The sequence below is a fragment of the Desulfatiferula olefinivorans genome (genome assembly GCF_054657895.1).
The window spans coordinates 18,298-36,477 of the sequence record NZ_BAAHXV010000007.1 but is presented as its reverse complement, the minus strand read 5'-3'; the positions used below and the strand labels follow the sequence as shown (position 1 = coordinate 36,477).

The 18,180-nt window shown below is 58.5% G+C and carries 12 protein-coding genes; 9 read left to right on the top strand and 3 right to left on the bottom strand.

Going from position 1 to position 18,180, the window contains the following annotated elements; all coding sequences use genetic code 11:
* Positions 1-2: 2 nt before the first annotated feature.
* Genes ACYQ11_RS07200 through ACYQ11_RS07185 form a run of 4 tightly spaced genes read left to right on the top strand, consistent with a single transcriptional unit; the run spans position 3 to position 3,391 of the window.
* Positions 3-695: a TonB C-terminal domain-containing protein gene (locus ACYQ11_RS07200; protein ID WP_459923088.1), complete on the top strand. Its 693-nt coding sequence runs from the start codon at positions 3-5 to the stop codon at positions 693-695.
* Between the two features lie 29 nt (positions 696-724).
* Positions 725-2,209, top strand: coding sequence for a putative porin (locus tag ACYQ11_RS07195; protein WP_459923087.1), 1,485 nt, complete (start codon positions 725-727; stop codon positions 2,207-2,209).
* A gap of 16 nt (positions 2,210-2,225) precedes the next feature.
* The gene (locus tag ACYQ11_RS07190; protein ID WP_459923086.1) at positions 2,226-2,630 is read left to right on the top strand and encodes a DUF3192 domain-containing protein; all 405 of its coding nucleotides are present in this window, start codon (positions 2,226-2,228) and stop codon (positions 2,628-2,630) included.
* Between the two features lie 38 nt (positions 2,631-2,668).
* Complete coding sequence (locus ACYQ11_RS07185) at positions 2,669-3,391, top strand: hypothetical protein (protein ID WP_459923085.1); 723 nt, start codon at positions 2,669-2,671, stop codon at positions 3,389-3,391.
* 794 nt (positions 3,392-4,185) lie between these two features.
* Here ACYQ11_RS07185 and ACYQ11_RS07180 read toward each other — a convergent pair.
* From ACYQ11_RS07180 to ACYQ11_RS07170, 3 genes are all read right to left on the bottom strand, one after another.
* Complete coding sequence (locus tag ACYQ11_RS07180) at positions 4,186-9,135, bottom strand: PKD domain-containing protein (RefSeq protein WP_459923084.1); 4,950 nt, start codon at positions 9,133-9,135, stop codon at positions 4,186-4,188.
* Between the two features lie 14 nt (positions 9,136-9,149).
* Positions 9,150-9,341, bottom strand: a complete 192-nt coding sequence (locus ACYQ11_RS07175) for a hypothetical protein (protein WP_459923083.1) — start codon at positions 9,339-9,341, stop codon at positions 9,150-9,152.
* A 137-nt stretch (positions 9,342-9,478) separates the two neighbouring features.
* Positions 9,479-10,174: a VPLPA-CTERM sorting domain-containing protein gene (locus ACYQ11_RS07170; protein WP_459923082.1), complete on the bottom strand. Its 696-nt coding sequence runs from the start codon at positions 10,172-10,174 to the stop codon at positions 9,479-9,481.
* Between the two features lie 460 nt (positions 10,175-10,634).
* Here ACYQ11_RS07170 and ACYQ11_RS07165 point away from each other — a divergent pair, with 460 nt between their 5' ends.
* From ACYQ11_RS07165 to gmd, 5 genes are read left to right on the top strand one after another with little or no spacing between them, the layout of a single operon-like run.
* Complete coding sequence (locus tag ACYQ11_RS07165; protein WP_459923081.1) at positions 10,635-12,278, top strand: glycosyltransferase family 4 protein; 1,644 nt, start codon at positions 10,635-10,637, stop codon at positions 12,276-12,278.
* 34 nt (positions 12,279-12,312) lie between these two features.
* Positions 12,313-14,739 carry a tetratricopeptide repeat protein gene (locus tag ACYQ11_RS07160; protein ID WP_459923080.1) on the top strand — a complete coding sequence of 809 codons (2,427 nt, stop codon included), beginning with the start codon at positions 12,313-12,315 and terminating at the stop codon, positions 14,737-14,739.
* Between the two features lie 37 nt (positions 14,740-14,776).
* Complete coding sequence (locus ACYQ11_RS07155; RefSeq protein WP_459923079.1) at positions 14,777-15,367, top strand: polysaccharide biosynthesis/export family protein; 591 nt, start codon at positions 14,777-14,779, stop codon at positions 15,365-15,367.
* 40 nt (positions 15,368-15,407) lie between these two features.
* A complete protein-coding gene (locus ACYQ11_RS07150; RefSeq protein ID WP_459923078.1) occupies positions 15,408-16,988 on the top strand; it encodes a GumC family protein in 1,581 nt (526 codons plus the stop codon).
* A gap of 19 nt (positions 16,989-17,007) precedes the next feature.
* Positions 17,008-18,093 carry a GDP-mannose 4,6-dehydratase gene (gmd, locus tag ACYQ11_RS07145; protein ID WP_459923077.1) on the top strand — a complete coding sequence of 362 codons (1,086 nt, stop codon included), beginning with the start codon at positions 17,008-17,010 and terminating at the stop codon, positions 18,091-18,093.
* The last annotated feature ends 87 nt before the right edge of the window (positions 18,094-18,180 follow it).

Sequence of the window (18,180 nt, the reverse complement as noted above, 5' to 3'; positions counted from 1 at the left end):
CCATGAGCGACAGGTATGACGACGACACCCGTGCCGCTTCGAAAAACCTGGCGAAGATCGTTATTCCCCTGGTCATTCTGGTGGCCCTGCTCTTCATCGCGGGCATCGTTGCGCTGATCATGTCCGATGACGGCGGGGATAGGCGGGAGAGGGCCCGCATGGTGACCCTTCTGAAACCGCCTCCGCCGCCGGAAATCAAGGAAAAACCTCCGGAGCCGGAAATGAAGAAAGAAGAGATCATTGAGCCGGAACCGGAACCGGACCAGGACCAGCCGGAGGACGCCCCCGACGACGAGGGCAAATCCGTGGATGATCTTCTGGGCCTGGATTCGGATGCCACAGGCAGCGATGATTTCGGGCTCAAGGCCAAAAAAGGCGGCCATTCCCTGGTGGGTGGCGGTGACGGCCGGTTTCACTGGTACACGGCCATGATCCAGAAGGAAATCAGCGATACGGTCCGGAACTATCTGGAAAAAAACGGGGGGCTTCCCGAAACGGAACTCAAGGCCCTGGTCAAGGTCGTGATCGACGATACGGGAAAGGTGGTGGATTACGCCCTGCTCGCCTCGTCCGGCGACGAACGGATGGACCGGGCCATCATGAAGGCCCTGGCCACGGCGGCGATCGAAGAAATGCCGCCCCTCGACATGCCCCGGGCCCTTAAATTCAGAATTACGTCCAAAGGCAGGGCCTGATGGGTGATGACAAGGAGATACGCGCAACTATGTGGCTAAAGACGTTCAAGGGATGGAAACAGAAGGGGGCCGTTATGGCCGTCCTGGGAATGATCGGCTGGACAGTCCTCGCCCCCGGTGGGGCACTGGCTGAAGAAACGGCGGAGCCCGTCGTGCAGGCCGTCGAAGGCGCGGCCGATGTCCGTGAACCCCGACTGACCCCGGAGGAACTCGATCTGCTCGAAAAACGGCTGTCGGTTCAGCTGCTGGACAGAATCAGGGAATCGGTCAAGGAGGAACTTCAACGGGACATGCGGATCGACGACCGGAACTGGCTGGATCGCATGCATTTGTCCGTTCCCGAATGGAGCCGCCGGATTCGCCTGTCCGGGGATGTCCGTTTCCGCTATGAAGGGGTGTTCTACAATGAGGAGAACAACCTGATCATCAATCCCCAGGACCCAACGGCACTCATCAATACTCTGGAAACCCAGAACCGGTTCCGCATGCGGGCCCGCATCGGTCTGACTGCCGAAATCAACAAGCAGGCCGACCTGACGGTCCGGCTGGCCACCGGCAGTTCGGGCAACCCGGTGTCCACCAACGAGACGTTGGGGGATTACCTGAACAAAGACAGCATTCTTTTCGACCTGGCCTATCTGAAACTTCAGCCCATGCCGACCCGGCCCGAACTGATCATCCGGATGGGCCGTTTCCCCTCGCCCTACGTGGGCACCGATCTGATTTTCGACAGCGACCTGGGGTTCGAGGGTCTTGCCGTCACCTACGACAAACGCCGGACCGGCAGTGTCTCTCCCATTCTGACCGTGGGGGCCTACCCACTCCAGGAAGAGGAATGGTACTCGGACAAATGGCTGTTCGGCGGTCAGATGGGGTTCGAATACCGGCCCTCCCGGGACCTGGCCTTTGTGCTGACCTCGGCCTACTACCATTACGAGAACATCAAGGGTACGGTGAACAGTCCGGCCTACCCGGAGCTTTATGACTGGACCTCGCCCCTGTTCCAGCAGAAGGGTAATACCCTGATCAACATTTCCGCCGATTCGTCCGAGTTCACGCCGGGTCTGGCCTCGGATTTCCGGCTTGCGGATCTGACGGCCTACGTGGACTGCGCCTGGTATTATCCGGTGCATGTGATGTTCACCGCCCAGGCGGTTTTGAACCTCGGATTCGACAAGGACGAGATCCGTGCCCGCACCGGAGTCGAAAACCCCCCGGACGACACCACGGGTTACAAGGCCGAGCTTATGGTGGGCCATACCAAGGTCAGGGATTTCGGTCAGTGGCAGTGGGCCTTCGCCTATCGGCATGTGGGAGCCGACGCGGTGCTTGACGCCTTCACCGATTCGGATTTTCACATGGGCGGCACCAATGCAAGGGGATGGAATCTCAAGGGGGAATTCGGGCTGTTGAAAAATGTCTGGCTGACGGCCCAGTGGATCACATCCAATGAAATCAATGGTCCACAGTTGTCCATCGATCAGTGTCAGGTGGATGTGAACGCATCGTTTTAACGGAAAGGACACCATCATGGATAATTTCAGGATCATTCTGCTTCTAATCCTTTTGTCGGTAGGGCTCTGCGGATGCCCATTTTTCTGGAATCACGACACGAAAACGCTGGCCTGGAACCCTCAGTCCGAGCCCCTTGCTTCCGACATCGAGGACGCCCGGAACCGGTACAACCTGGATCGGCTGGAGCGGGGCATGGACCGGGAAGAGATTTACCGGATCATGGGCATGCCCGATCTTTACGGCCGTGATGTCACCCGTGACGAGGCGGACATGGATATATTCTTCTACTACACGAGGACCCGCATTGACGACGGGTACGCCACGGCCGAGGAATGCACGCCCCTGATTCTCAAGAACGGCAGGCTCGAGGATTGGGGTGACGCGGCCTATGCCCGTTACAAGTCAGCCCTGGCGCCATAAAAATCGGCGACTGAATACGAGAAAGGACAGGATAAGCCATGAAATCATTGTTGATGAACAGGAAACTTAAAACCCGGCTGATGACGGTGGGAATCGTCCTTGCCCTGGCCGGGGTGATTTATGCGTTCTATGCCCTATACGCCGAACGGAACCGGCTCGCCGCCGACCTGGCCGATACCCGGGGTCGTCTGGCCCAGACCGAGAAAAAATACCAGCAGGAAAAAACCCTGAGCCAGGGCCTTTTGCGCAGCAAACAATCCCTGGAAGGCCTGTTGCGGGGCATGGAGGCCAAGCTGGCCGAGGCCCGGGAGGATAATCAGCGTCTTGTGAGCGAAAAGGAACACCTGGAGGAAAACTGGGTGAAAAAGCTCGAGGACAAGGACAAGACCATCGCGGAACTCAATGACCGTATCGAAAAGATCAAGGCCGTCCGGGACGAGATCATTGCCCGTTACAAAGAAAAGGTCCAGGAGGTCGAAGCCCGGGATCTGGCCATCGCCGACCTTTCCCGAAATCTCAAGGAAACGGATTACGAACTCAAGCGCACCCGTAACAAACTCGACACCTGCGGCGAACACAACGCCCGGCTGTGCACCATCAACGAAGAACTGGTGGACATGTACCAGAACAAGGGCCTGCTGAACGTGATTTCCGTCACCGAACCCCTGACCCAGCTCCGCAAGGTCGAAATGGAAAAAATGGTCCAGCAGTACAAAACCCGCATCGACGAGAACAACGCCGCCAAAACGGTTGTGAAATGATGGGGGGCGTTCCGCCCCCTGTGATGGTCATTGCCCGGCCCGCCGTCGTCATGCGATCAAGGGCGGCCGCAGGCCGCCCCTAGGATTGTGCGCCAGCCAAACACCATGGAACCATCGTCATGCCACCGGTCGATCCCACGAAAAAATCACCCTCACCACCGCCCGAAAAATCGACCGCCCGCGGGATCAGGAACGAATCCCGCCTGCCGTCCGGCGTGAATGTGACCACCCGTTCGCTGCCTCACTGAAGGACACGAAGGTCCACGAAGAAAAAACGGGCACGCGCTGCCTTGTCTTTCCTGACAGCGGTGAGGCGGTGTTTTTTTATGGCATGCAGGGGCGCACGGCGTGCGCCCATCCCCAAACCGCCCCACAACACCCCCATGAAAAATGCAGCCCCCCTCCTCTCCACCGTTTCGCCCATGCGACCGACCATCGCGGGTCGGGTTGAGGCACGAAACCAGACAGATGACAGAGGGCGCAGGGCCAGGGGTTGTGATGGCCATTGCCCGGCCCGTCGCCGTCATACGATCAAGGGCGACCGCAGGCCGCCCCTACGATTGGATGGGAAAATCCGACATGTGCCAGGATAAAAAAAATCCATGGAACACGGGCGGCATCGCGGAGAGGCGTATGTCTTGTCTGCCCGTGCCCCATGGAAAGGGGAACACGCGATTTGAACAGGCCCCCGGCAAGGGCCGGGGGAAGAAAAAACCATGGGGCAGGGGCGGTTTATGCCAGTTTCAGAGGGGGAAACATCGTGCCGGTTGCCCCTGTCCCATGGTAAACGGTTTTCAGCGGCGCAGAACGCCGATGAAGCAGCCCGGATCGTCGTCATCGTCGGAGCCGGCCGCCGGGTCGGGATCATCGTCGGACGATTCCGACCCCTTGATCGGGATTCCCACCGCATAGTGGGAGAAGTGATTGAGCGTGAAGGTGATGGTGCTTCCCTTGACCGATGTGATGGGAACTTCCTGCACCGTCTCCCAGGTCCCGTTTTCGGGATCATACAGATAAAGAACCACGGTTTCTGCATTTTCCACCACGCCGGCGGGCAGTCCCTCGACATTCCAGGGAAGGGTCAGCTCCACACTCCGTCCGAAGGAAAGACCCGGAGGCGACAAGCCGATCACCCGTGAAAGGGAGACCACCTTCGAGGGCAGGGACACCGAGTTGGTCACGAAGCCGATGGTGATGGTCCGGTCCTCATCGACAGCATTCGGCGGAATCCGAAGGCTTACACCGTAGACGGGGCTTTCCGGGTCGCTGACCGTCACATACTGATCCCCCTGGGCATTGGCGGACACCGGCGCGGCCGATTCCACTTTTACGTCAAGAACCTTGGCGTCCAGTCTGACGACGAAACGTGCCGTGGTCATCCATGCCCCGTCCTCGACGTCGTTCGACCCGTTACAGGTCCCGACGCGCCAGTAATAGGCCGAGCCGTCGATCAGCAGGTGATTGTCATAGACGTCGTCGTTCCACAGGGTACTGTCCGAGTCCAGGGACCAGGTTGTCACGGTTTCGCCCTGGGGAATGCGGGCCCGGGCCACCCAGGAGGAAAGGCGGCTGTCGGCATACAGTTCGAACACGTAGTCAAGGTCGTCGCCTTCCACACCATCGGGATTGAGAACGGACAGAGTCGGTGAAAGAGTGTTGACCGCGTTGCCGTTGGCCGGACTGCTGATCAGCGGAGCCGGCGGGTAGATGGGGAAATACCGGAACTCGGCCCAGGTCGTCCAGGGGCCCTGGGAGTCCTGATCCAACGCACGGACCCGCCAGGCATAGGTGACCCCCGGCCTTACGGCCTCGGGCAGGGTCCAGTGGCACTGGTCAGTCGTTGCTGTGTGGAGAGGGGCTCCTTCCGACGCATGTTCGTAAAGTTCGAATTCATAGGAAAGCATGTCACGGTCCGGGTCCGTGGCCGGAGATACGTTTAAGGTGGGGCGCGCGACGGTCACGCGGCCCTGGTGTTCGGGGGCCAGGATCTCCGGAGCCTGGGGCGGATCGTTTTCAAGATTCACGAAAAAGTCGCCGTAGGTCCAGGGGCCGGCAAGACCGCCTTCGTCCCGGGCCTGGACCCGCCAGCAGTAGGGACTGTTGTCGGCGAGGGGCAGCCCGGGCTGGTGCAGGGGGACGGTAAATGACGTGGTTCCGTCGGAGACCGGGAAGTCCCAACCGTCATCCTGTAAGCCTTCCCCGTCGTCCAGGCCGGACCAGATGCCGTCGTCGGGAAGTTCGGGGTCCACAGATCCCTCGTTGACGGCGCCGGATTCGAAGAGGGTGCATCCGCCCAGATCGTCGCACAGGGTGAAGCGTTCCTCACAGCCTTCTGCATCCCCCCGGGCCGTGATTTCAAAATAATAGGACGCCGTGTCTCCCGGATCATGGTCCACGGCGTTCACCACCGTGAGGGTGGGGGTCCGGGTCAACACTTCCGAGCCCCGGGCCGGGGTCCGGATGGCGGGGGGAAGCGGGCTTTCATCGGCGATATTCACCGTAAAGGGAATGTCCTGCCATCCACTGCCAAGGCCTTCGTCGTCCAGGGACCTGACACGCCACAGGTAGACGGTGTTGTCATCGAGTTCAAGGGCAAGTCCCGTCCAGTCGGGGGTCCAGGTGACACGGTTTTCTGCCGGGACGATGTCTTCAGGGAAGGACGGCAGGAACAGATGGCCCATGGTTGTCCGGATTTCAAATTCATAGGAGAGAACATCACGGTCCGCGTCCTGGGCCGGGGGGAGGGCGAATGACGGGGTGATGGTCCGGATCACCGCGTCGAGCCGGGGCGAATAGGCCGCCGACAGTTCCGGAAGTTCGGGCGCATCATTGTCCGTATTCACGAAGAAGGCGGCGGTTTCCGACCAGAGGCGTTCATCGGGGAGGCTGATGCCGTCATCGGCCGACGCTCTGAAATAGTAAACCGTGTGATCAGCAAGACTGCCTCGCTGAACGATAAAATCCTGGGCCGAGAGGGCCCATCTTACCGTGGTGCCTTCCCGGACCAGGCCGCTTCGTTCCGCCAGAATGCGGGTCATGGCGGCATCGGCGGCCAGTTGAAACCGATAGGTCAGGCTGTGGCCGTCGGCATCCGTTGCGGGATTGACCGACACGGTGGGGAAAAGGGAGCTCACTTCCCCGTTGCCCGGAGAAAAAGTCCCGGCCAGTGGGTCGTGGCGGGGGTGGTTGATCGAAGGCGGCGTGGGAAGGCGGTTGTCCGCGATGGTCAGTGCATGGCTTCGGCCGGCCTGGATTCCGTTGGTTCCGGTCAGGGTCAGGACGATGGTGACCGGGGTGTCCGCATCCACGGACGGAGCCGTGAAGGTGGGGCTGAGGGCTGCGGTGTCCGAGAAGACCCCGCCGATATCGGGCACGCAGGACCAGGACCAGGTCATTATGCTCTCCATGCCCTCACCGTCGGCATCGGTGCTCTGGTCGCCGGACAGGGAAAGGGTCTGCCGTTCGTAGACCCTGCTTCCGGCGGTTATGACCGGATTGGGTCCGGCGGTGTTGACGACGGAAAGGGTCAGGGAGGTTCTTGAGGTTTCTCCGGCCCGGTCCGTGACGGTGAGGGTCAGGGTGTACTCACCGGCGCTCTGGGGCGCCAAAAGGCTGTATTCCGGAATGCCTGAGCTTGCCTCGTCCAGGGATTGACCCGTGGCATCACGCAGTATCCAGTGATAGGTTTCGATGTCGTCATGGAGGGGTGTGCTGTCCGGGTCGCTGCTTCCCGCACCTGTCAGGGAAACGGACAGGCCCGATTCTATGTTTTCGGTCCATCCGTCCGCGCAGCCGGGGCAGGAGATTCGGGCCTCGGGCGGCTGATTGACGAAATGGACGTCCACGTCTTTGGTGCCCGTGACTTCGTCTCCGGCCTCGTCGATCACGGTGACCCGGTAGGTCACCCGGCGGAACGGGGCGTCAGCGGCGGAAAGATCCGGGGCCGTGACGGTTAGGGTCAGGGGGTCGCCGTCCTCATCGGCAAGGGGGGTGTCATCGCCGGCGAAGGTCCAGACCACGTGGGTCTCATCGGCGGTGAACGCGTCGTCATCGACCGCAACGGAAAGGGTGAAGGCCGCGTTTTCATGAACGGTGTCGGGCAGGCAGGTGAGGGATGCGATGGCCGGAGCCTGGTTGACGTTCCTGACCGTTACGGTGATGCTGTCCGAATCCGTGTTGCCCCGGGTGTCGGTGACGGTGAGGGTAAAGGTCAGGGCGGTGTCCGCGCTGACCTCGGGAATCAGGGCCGTCCGGTCGGGGTTGCCGGTATCGCTGTGGGTGAAGGTCACACCGGGAAGGCTGTCGGCCACGGTCCAGGTAAATGAGACGATATCGTTGTCCGGATCGGAGGAGCCGGATCCGACAAGGGCCACCTGGGCCGTGGCGCCATGGACTTCGTCCACCGCGAGGGGCGTGGCCTGGGCCAGGGCCGTGGGCGGGCTGAAAAGAGTCACCGTCATGCCGGCCTGATCTTGAGCGCCATGGGCATCCGTGACCGTGATCTGAAACCCGAGGATGCTGTCTGACGGATCGACCTGGGCCAGGGAAAAGGACGGGGTGGCCGTGTCCGCGCCGGACAGGGCCACGGGCGTTCCGGCGGTCTGGGTCCAGGCGATGGTTATGGCGTCTCCGTCGCGGTCGGACGCCGACCCCTGGATCGTCACGGTATCTCCGGCGGTGGCCCGGTTCAGGGTGATGTCATCACCCGCTGCAGCCTCGGGGGCCCGGTTGACGTTCCGGACCGTGACGGTGACCGGATCGGACACGGCCTGGTTGCCGTCGTGGTCGGAGACGGTCAGGTGAAAGGTGTACACGGTGTCCTCCGTCACATCGGGCACCCGGAGGGTCCAGGCCGGTGAGTCTGCCGGATGGCTGATCCAGGCCGTGGCCCGGCCCGAGGCTTCGGCCCAGGCATAGACAAGTTGAGAGCCGCTGGTATCCGTGGCGGCCCCCGCAAAGGTGATCGGCGCGGCGCTGCCCTCGTCGGTGTCGCTTATATCGGCGGAGGCCGAGGTGATGGTGATGGTGTTGGCCGAGGACGGGTTCAGAATCACGCTGCCGTCCGCCATGATGCGGATTTTGGCGTTGGGGGGATTGCCACCGGCAAGCCCTGCTTGATTATTAAATAAATCATAGGAATAAACGTTAAGATCTGTATAGCCGGAAGTGATCAATGTGCCAAGGTCGGCTTCGGAAAGATGGGACCCCGCAGGATGTAGAGCTCCAAAAGTACCTGGTGCGTTAGATGCCCTGTTTAATTTTTGGTCATACGAATTCCGATCTGTTGATGAAATTACAGCGAATTGTTGACCGTTATTGGTGTCGCCATAACCAGTTAAAGAAACGTCTGCTGTTAGTGAAAAAAAATTCATTACCAGATTAGACGACGGAACCGGGGACATCGTTTCAGTCATAGCCATATACATCTGATAGGTATTTGTGGGGGTGTCCATTACCCTTCCCCAGGCCGCAGCTCTCAAATCATCCCATCCATCCACATTGTCTCCGAACTTGTCGAGACTCACGGTGCCGGGGGGAGCCAGAACGACGTTGGTCGCCGTGGACTGGGATAGTTCCAGGGCCACGCCCAGGTCCACGCCCAGGTCCATGTCGTTTTCGTTGTAGACGGAAAGAATCAGGTGCCCTTCCTCGAAAAAAGCCTGGGCCGGGGTGGCCCCCAGGACGGCGATGAGCAGCAAGAGGGCCGGCAGGATGATGGTGAATCGTTGACGTTGTGTGTTCATGAGGTGCCTCGCGTTTATTTCAGAATTTCTTCGAATTTTTCAATCCGGCCGATGATGCCCTGGCTGAAATTGATTTTGATGTAACCGGTGAATTTCTTTTCCCGGGAATGGTTCAGGAATTCAAGAAGGCGCTCCTGTTTCCGGGTGTGCCCGTCTTTTTTCCTGGTGCCCTGTTCCAGTTTCTGTACCGTGCCCTGGCCGTCCATAACCAACCTCCGCTCTGCTTTCATCCAACAGGCCGTCGGCACGGGGAGGCGGAATCCACCGCCGGTGCCCCGACGTCCGAACATGTTTTCAAAAAAAGGCGGCATGGGCCGCCCGTTGATGATCATTTATTGGTTCATCAATGCATCACACGCTGTCGCCGTTTCAAGGTCAGAAGACCCAACCCGCTTGCGAGAAACCAGAGACCGGCGGCAAGGGGCACCTCATTGGCACAGCGGGCCACGAATCGGTTCTGCATGCTGAAACTCCAGCCCGATCCCGTGGCCGGAGACAGATACGGGGTCTGAAGAGCGTACCAGATCAGGCTGGCGCTTTCACCCGGATCAAGGTCCCCTATCCAGAACACCGGAACCTCGTCGGCCTCGTCGATGTCAAGAGACAGAAGCCCGCCCCGTGAGCAGGCCGACCCGGTCAGTCCCAGATCGGTGACGTCCCGGGACAGGGACAGGTAGGTCTGGGGCAGGCTGTCCTCAAAGGGAGACCGTGTGTAGACCGAGACGGCATGCTCGCCGTAATCCCGGCCGCCCACGGAGACATCCGTCCGCCATGTGTGGCTCTCAGAGTCATAGTCAAAGACCCTGCTGCCCGAATAAAGGAACATCCAGGCCACGCCCACGTCCGAGAGGCTTTCGTCACCGGTGTTGGTGACGGTGAAGGTCTGGCTTAAATAACGGTTGCCGCCGGAAACCAGCTGGGCCGTCGATCCGTTCCGAACCATGGAAAGGGAATCGACTTCGATATAGTAAGCCCAGGCTTCGGACATGGGCCGGGCAAAGGAAATCAGGGTGAAAATGAGCATGGTGAAATGTTTCATGGTCGATTTCTTCCTTGTTATATAGAGCGGCAGGGCGTGCCTGTCCTCAGGGTTTAGGGTGGGCCCGGACGATCTGCCGTATCTGTGTTCCACTCGAGACGTCGCAGCGTTCCTTAATCCATGTGATATTCAGCTTTTTTCAGTCGATCAGCTGTTCGTGCGGGCCGTTGACCTGAGGGTTATAGAATGGATTTGTTTGGAAAACGTTAAGGGTTGGTTAAGTTTTTATGATTCGTTCGGTGTCGGCTATCCATGGGCTTTTGTGGTTCGACGACAGGCGCATGCCGTAACACAATCCTAATCCCCCATTAATAATTGCGTAATGTTGTCCGTGATATACATCGGCTCACGTTGATTCGCGGATCTCATCGGTCATGTAACCGACCGTGCGGAGCTGTCTTTACCGGATGCCGTTTCAGGTTGAATCGCGGCAGATGTACCCTTTTATTGCAGGCATGGCATGATCTATCTGTCCACCCTACTGATTTCCCTGTTCATCACCCTGTCGTTGATTCCATTGTTCAAGAGTCTGGCGGTGAATTTCAACGCCGTGGACTATCCGGCGGAGCGCAAGGTCCACGCGCAACCCGTTCCGAAAATCGGCGGGCTGGCCATGGCGGCGGGGATTCTTCTGTCGGCCCTGATGTTCTTTCCGGGCGAGACGGTGATCCGGTCCATTCTGGCCGGTTCGGCGGTGATCGTGGTGTTCGGCTTCCTGGATGACGTTAAAGACCTGGGCTATGGCGTGAAATTTCTCGGCCAGATTCTGGCGGCCCTGGTGGTGATCGGTGCAGGGGGGCTTCGTATCGCATCGGCGGGGAACCTGCTGCCCGGCGAAGGAATGCTGCCGGTGTGGCTGTCGCTGCCCCTGACGCTCGTGGTCATCGTGGGCGTAACCAACGCCGTGAATCTGGCCGACGGTCTGGACGGCCTGGCCGGGGGCATCACCATGCTCTGCTTTCTCTGTCTGTCCTACGTGGCCTACACCCTGGGTATGACGGCGGTCAGCGTTCTTTCCCTGGCCGTGGTCGGGGCCGTGTTCGGCTTCCTTCGGTTCAACACCCATCCGGCAAGCATCTTCATGGGCGACACCGGCAGCCAGCTTCTGGGGTTCCTTGCCGTGACTCTGTCCCTTCAGGTCAGCCAGGCCAGTGAACCGATCAGCCCGCTTTTTCCTTTGATTCTCCTGGGTTTTCCTATCCTCGACACCCTGACGGTCATGACCGGGCGGATACTCAAGGGCCAGTCACCGTTCAAGGCGGACAAATCCCATTTTCATCACAAGCTGATGGACCTGGGGCTGTCCCATTCGGAAGCGGTGTTCGTGGTGTACCTGCTTCAGTCCACCCTCGTGAGTCTGGCCTATGTGTTCCGGTTTTATTCCGAGTGGCACCTCCTGGTTACCTACCTGGGTTTTGCGGGCATCGTGATCGCCGCCTTCGATGCGGCGTCCCGCACAGGGTGGCGGTACCGGCGGCACAGCCTCATTGATTTTCTGATCATCGGACGGCTGAAGGTTTACCGTGACCGCCAGCTTCTCATCAAAACGGCCTTCCGAGGGTTGATTGTTTTTTTTCTGTTTCTGACCCTTGTGACGGCGATGATTCTGCCGGAGGTGCCCCTGACCCTGGGTGTGGGGTTTCCTCTGCTCGCCCTTGTGTTTATCGTTGTGAAGCCCCTCAAGGACAGAACCCAGGGCGGACTGCGCTACCTTTATTATATGACGGTGCCCTTTGTGCTGTTTCTGGGTGAACGGAGCGTGGGCGGCTGGGCCGTCCATGGTTTTTCGGTGTGCTACGACGCCTTGTTCGGCGTGCTGACCGTCCTGATGCTTCTGACCCTCAAATTCACCCGGCGGCGCAAGGGATTCAAACCCACGCCCCATGATTACCTGGTGCTGTTCGTGACGTTGTGCATGCCCCTTCTGATCAATTTCCAGATGGTCGACGCCGGCATCATGAAAGTGGCGGTCAAAGCCCTGGTTCTGTTGTTCGCCTACGAGGTGCTCGCCGGGGAACTGAGAGACAAAACCGTTTATCTGTCGCTGGCCAGTCACGGCATGGTCGTGATCCTGCTGGCGAAATACCTTGTCCGTTCCCTGTGACCGGGGACGGCGTTTTCGTGACGGGAGATGATCCATGAAAGTCAAATCGTTCCAAACCTGTATCGCCATTGTTTCAGCCTTTCTTGTCGGCCTCTGCTCGTGCAGCGGTCCCGATGAAAAGAAAGCGGCCTTTCTCGAAAAGGGCAAACGCCTTTACGAGGAAAAAGATTTTACCCGTGCCAGGCTTGAATTCAGGAACGCCATCCAGATCGACGTGAATTATGCCGACGCCTATTACTATCTGGGCCTGACCGAGCTTGCGGACAGGAATTACCAGAAGGCCTTCGCGGGCCTGAGCAAGGCGGAAACCCTTTCCCCCGACAACCTGGACATCAAGATCCAGCTGGGGCGCCTGTACATGGCGGCCCGTCAGATCGACAAGGCCCGGGAAACCATCGATTATATCCTTACCGCCGATCCGTCCAGCATTCAGGGGCGTTTTCTCAAGGTGTCCCTGGACCTGAGCGAAAGCAAATTCAGCGAGGCGGAGGCCCTGCTTGAGAAACTGAAGACACAGGGCGCCCTCGAACCCGAGTGGTATATTCTTTCATCGGGCCTTTACAGCCGAAAAAACGAAATGGAAAAAGCCGAAGCCGTGCTCAAAGACGGCTGCGCGGCCCATAAGGACAACACCACCCTGCGCCTGGCTTTGGCCCTTCACTATAAGCGCCTTGACAACATGGAAAAACTCTCAGGGGTTCTCGAGGAACTGATTCGCCTGGAGCCGGACAAAGAGGAACATCTGTTCGCCCTGGCTGACGCCTGTTTTCGGATGGACCGGAAAGACAAGGCCTTAACCCTTTTGTATAAGACTCTTGATCCCGACGCCAAGCCGGATGTCCAGGCGGAAAAAATCATCCGCCTTGCCGATTTCCTGATGGGCCGGAAACAGCCCGAGTCCGCTGAGTCGGTTCTCAAGGAAGGCATGGCCCGCCTGGGAGATCGTGCCGATCTGCATCTTACACTCAGTCGTCTCTATGAAATCACCGGCCGACCGGACGAGGGCTTTGCGATCCTTGAAAAGGCCCTGACCCTGACTGATGACGAGGCAGACCCCGGGTTGTTGCGGGTCAAAAACCGGCTTGCTGAAATCCACCTGATGAAAAATGAAAAGGACACGGCGGAGGCCTATGTCCGACAGGTCCTTTCAGCCAGTCCGAAGAACGTCGACGCCCTTTACCTGGACGCTCTTATCATGATGGGCCGGGAGGCCTTTGAAGGCGCCATCACGAACCTTCGGACCGTGGTGGCTGAAAAACCTGATTTCGAAAACGGTTATCTGAACCTCATTCGCGCCTACATGATGAACGGGCAGAAGGAGCTGGCCTACGACGCCATAAGGCGCGGGGTTGACGGCATCCCAGGGTCCAGGGATCTCCGGATGGTCCTCATCCGTTATCATCTTTCGAACAAGGACAAGGCCGGGGCCGAAAAGGAACTGCTCGCCATGGTCCGGGACCTGCCCGACGACCTGGATGCCCGGATCGCCTTGGGAGATTTTTACCTGATCGAAAAGAAATTCGACAAGGCCCTGGAGCTGTACGCCTATGTGAAGACCAACGCGCCGGGACGGGAACACGGTTATGTGAAAACGGCCCTTGTCCATGAAACCATGGGGAACCTTGACAAGTCCCGGGCGGAACTCGAAGCGGCGCTGACCGTCAGCCCGGACAGTCCCACCGTCCTTTCGCCCATGATCAAGCTTCTGGCCGAGGGGAAACACTACGACAAGGCGGCCGCCATCTGTCGTGACCAGATCGCTAAAAAGAAAAACGAGCCCCTGTTTCAGAATATCCTGGGTCGCCTTCATCTTGCGCAGAAACAATACGCCCCGGCCGAGAAGGCCTTTCTCCGGGCCACGGAACTCCAGCCCGCCTGGAACGAGCCCTACCTCAACCTCACCCGGCTGTACGTTGCCCAGGGCAAACAGTCCTCGGCCATCAGCACCTTCGAGGGCATGCGGGCCGATGATCCCGACAATCTGCCCGCTTCGATTCTTCTTGCGGTGCTTTACGAAAACGGCGGGAAATTCGAAAAGGCCATCGATCTTTACAAGATCGTCGTGGATCGGATGCCCGACAATCTGGACGCCATGAACAATCTGGCCGTTCTTTTGGGTGAATACCCGAAAAAGGAAGGGGATCTGGATCTGGCCATGGCTTACGCCCGGCGCGTGGTGGACAAGCGGCCGGAAGACCCGGCGGCCCGGGACACCCTGGCCTGGCTGCACTATAAGATGGGGAATGTGGACCAGGCCTCGGATATTCTTGCAAAGGTGCTGGCCGATCGGCCCGACAATCCTGTGATCAACTACCACGCGGGCATGGTTTTCTTCAAACAGAACAAACGCGATGACGCCCGCAGAGCCCTTGAAAAGGCCGTTGCCGGGGGCAAGGATTACCATGGATACCGGGAGGCCGAAGAGACCCTTGGAAAACTTCGCGTCGGGACGAACGGGTGATCAGGATATGAATGATCCGACGGTGAAGAAGGCAACCATGAAACATCTTGTATTATTCTGTCTTGCCGCAGTGCTTGCGGCCTGCGCTTCGACGGGCCCTGTTCCGGACGGTCCGCCGGTTTTTACCGCATCGGTCACGGGTCAGCGCATCTACCGTATCGGCCACGGAGATCTTTTGCACATTTCGGTGTGGAAGGAAGATTCCCTCACCCGGCAGGCGTCGGTTCTGCCCGACGGGAACATCACCCTGCCGCTGATCGGAGACGTTCGGGCCGAAGGGCTGACGGTGTCCCAGCTCAAGACGGAGATTGTCGGTCGCCTCAAACGGTATATGCCAAACGCCGTCGTCTCCGTGGAGGTGATCAAACCAGGCAGCATGGTGATCTACGTACTGGGCAAGGTCAACAGCCCCGGGAATTTTTTGATCCATGAACAGATCACCGTCATGCAGGCCCTGGCCCTGGCCCGGGGTCTCAATCCCTTTGCCGACAAAAATAATATCCGTGTGTTCAGAACCGTGGACGGCAAAGACTATATTTTCGCTTTCGATTACGAAGCCCTGGCCCGGGGAAAAAACCTGAAACAGAACATTCTGCTTGAGCGCGGCGACATGATCGTCGTTCAGTAGTATTTCATATGCGATTGATCGCTGAGATAACGAGGTACGCTTGAGGAAAACAACCACACCCTTTGATCCCAAAGACATCGTCCCCATTATAAAAAGAAGAAAATCCGCTCTGCTGATTCCCTTTTTCATCATCATGACGGCCGGTCTTTTGCTGGCCTTTCTCCTGCCCTCCCATTACAGGGCGACGGCCACCATTCTTATCGAGGAACAGGAGATTCCCCAGGAATTCGTCATGGCCACGGTCAACAGTTTCGCCGAACAGCGCCTTGAAATGATCAAACAGCGGATCATGAGTTACGGCAATCTTTTGAAACTCATCGAGGCCCACGGCCTGTACCGGGATCTTCGGGACCGGTGGACCACCGAAGAGATTGTGGATAAAATGCGTGACGACATCCATGTGAACACCATCAGCACTGAAATCATGGACAGGCGAACCGGGCGGGCCACGGTGGCCACCATCGCCTTCACGCTCTCCTACGAGGGGAAAACGCCCGGCAGTGTCCATGCCGTTACAAGTGCCCTCACCACGCTCTTTCTCGAGGAGAATCTCAAGGTCAGAACCCGGCAGACCGAGGAAACGACCCGGTTTTTCGAAGACGAGATCAACAAGGTCAAGGACGAGCTGTTCGGCCTGAACGAAGAGATATCGGCGTTCAAGGAAAAGAATTACCTGTCACTGCCGGAATACACCACCATCACCATGCAGCTTCTGGACTCGGCCGACAAGACCCAGGAACAGCTGGTCGAGCGGTTGAAAACCTTGAGGGAACGGGAGCACTACCTGGAAGCCCAGATCTCGCTCATGTCGCCGGACATGGAATTCAACAGCGACGCAAGGCGCCTGGAGGAACTCAAGGTGCTGTTGATTTCGCTGACGTCCAAATTCAGCGACGAATACCCGGATGTGATCAACACCCGTGATGAAATAAGGCGGCTCACCGAAAAACTCAATGCGGGAAAAGGACGTTCGGAAGACACGGCGAACCGGACACCGGACAATCCAACCTACATCAGTTACGCGGCCCAGCTTTCCGGTGCCCGGTCGGAAATCGATTCCCTGCTCCGCCAGATCGGGGACGTTCAGTCCAAGAAAAGGGAATACGAATCGCGCATCGGAGCCTCGGCCAACATCGAAGGCCGGTACAAGAGTCTTCTGGCCGAGCAGGCCAACCATACCCGAAAACTCGACGATCTCACCCAGAAGCTGATGGAAGCCAAGGTGGCCCACGGTCTTGAGAAAGACCAGAAAGGGGAACGATTCACCCTCATCGACCCGGCCCGGATGCCCGAGAAACCCTTTAAACCGAAACGCATCGTGATCATGATCATTGGATTGATTTTCGGACTGGGTCTGGGCGCAGGTACGGCTGCGGCGGCGGAATTCCTGGACGATACGGTCCGAAAGCCCCAGGAACTGGTCCGGATGACGGGCATTCCGGTTCTCGGCGAAATCGGCGTGATCTACAGCCGGATGGATCGGGAACGCATCCAAAAACGGCGCATCACCCTTTGGGCCGGCGCCGTCCTGACCCCGCTTGTCAGTGTTCTGATCTTTCATTTTTTTATCATGGACCTGTATGTGTTCTGGGCCAAGCTGGCCCGAAAACTGGCGTTTTAAAACAGTGAAAAGGAAAACAATGAAAAAAGCGATCATCACAGGCATCACAGGCCAGGACGGGGCCTACCTTGCGGAACTGCTGCTTGAAAAGGGCTATGAGGTTCACGGCGTCAAACGCCGGGCCTCGCTTTTGAACACCGACCGTATTGACCATCTTTATGCGGATCCCCACGAAACGGGCCGGAAAATGATTCTCCATTACGGGGATCTGACCGACGCCACCAACCTGATCCGGATTCTCCAGCTGGTCAGGCCCGACGAGGTTTACAACCTGGCGGCCCAGAGCCATGTTCAGGTGTCCTTCGACTCTCCGGAATACACGGCGGACGCCGACGCCCTGGGGACCATGCGCCTGCTCGAAGGCATCCGTCTCCTGGGTCTGGAAAAAACCACCCGGTTTTATCAGGCGTCCACCTCGGAGCTTTACGGCAAGGTCCAGGAAATACCCCAGACCGAGACCACGCCGTTTTATCCCCGGTCACCCTACGCCTGCGCCAAGCTCTATGCCTACTGGATCACGGTCAATTACAGGGAGGCATACGGGATTTACGCCTGCAACGGGATTCTGTTCAACCATGAAAGCCCCATCCGGGGGGAGACCTTCGTGACCCGCAAGATCACCCGGGCCCTTTCGAGGATTTATCTTGGCATGCAGGACTGTCTTTATCTGGGCAACCTGAACGCCCTTAGGGACTGGGGTCATGCGAAAGACTACGTTCGGATGCAGTGGATGATGCTCCAGCAGGACAGCCCGGATGATTACGTGATCGCCACCGGTGAGCAGCATTCGGTCAGGGAGTTTGTGGAATGCTGTGCACGGGAACTGGGCATCACCATCGTCTGGGAAGGCGCGGGTGTCGATGAAATCGGTGTCAATCCGGCCAACGGCAAGACCATTGTCCGTGTCGATCCCCGTTATTTCCGGCCCACGGAGGTCGACACCCTTTTGGGTGATCCGTCCAAGGCGAAAAAGAATCTGGGCTGGGAACCCAAAATCGGATTTGAGGAACTGGTCCGGGAGATGACCCGGGCCGATCTGGAAGAGGCCAAAAAAGACGAACTCTGCCATCGGGCGGGGTTCCAGGTATATCAATACAATGAATGACGGCTTCGAAAAACATCCGATCTCTGCGCCGGGCTTCGTCCCTCGTCACTGCGGCGTACCCCAGGTGCGCCTCATTACTCGGGACTC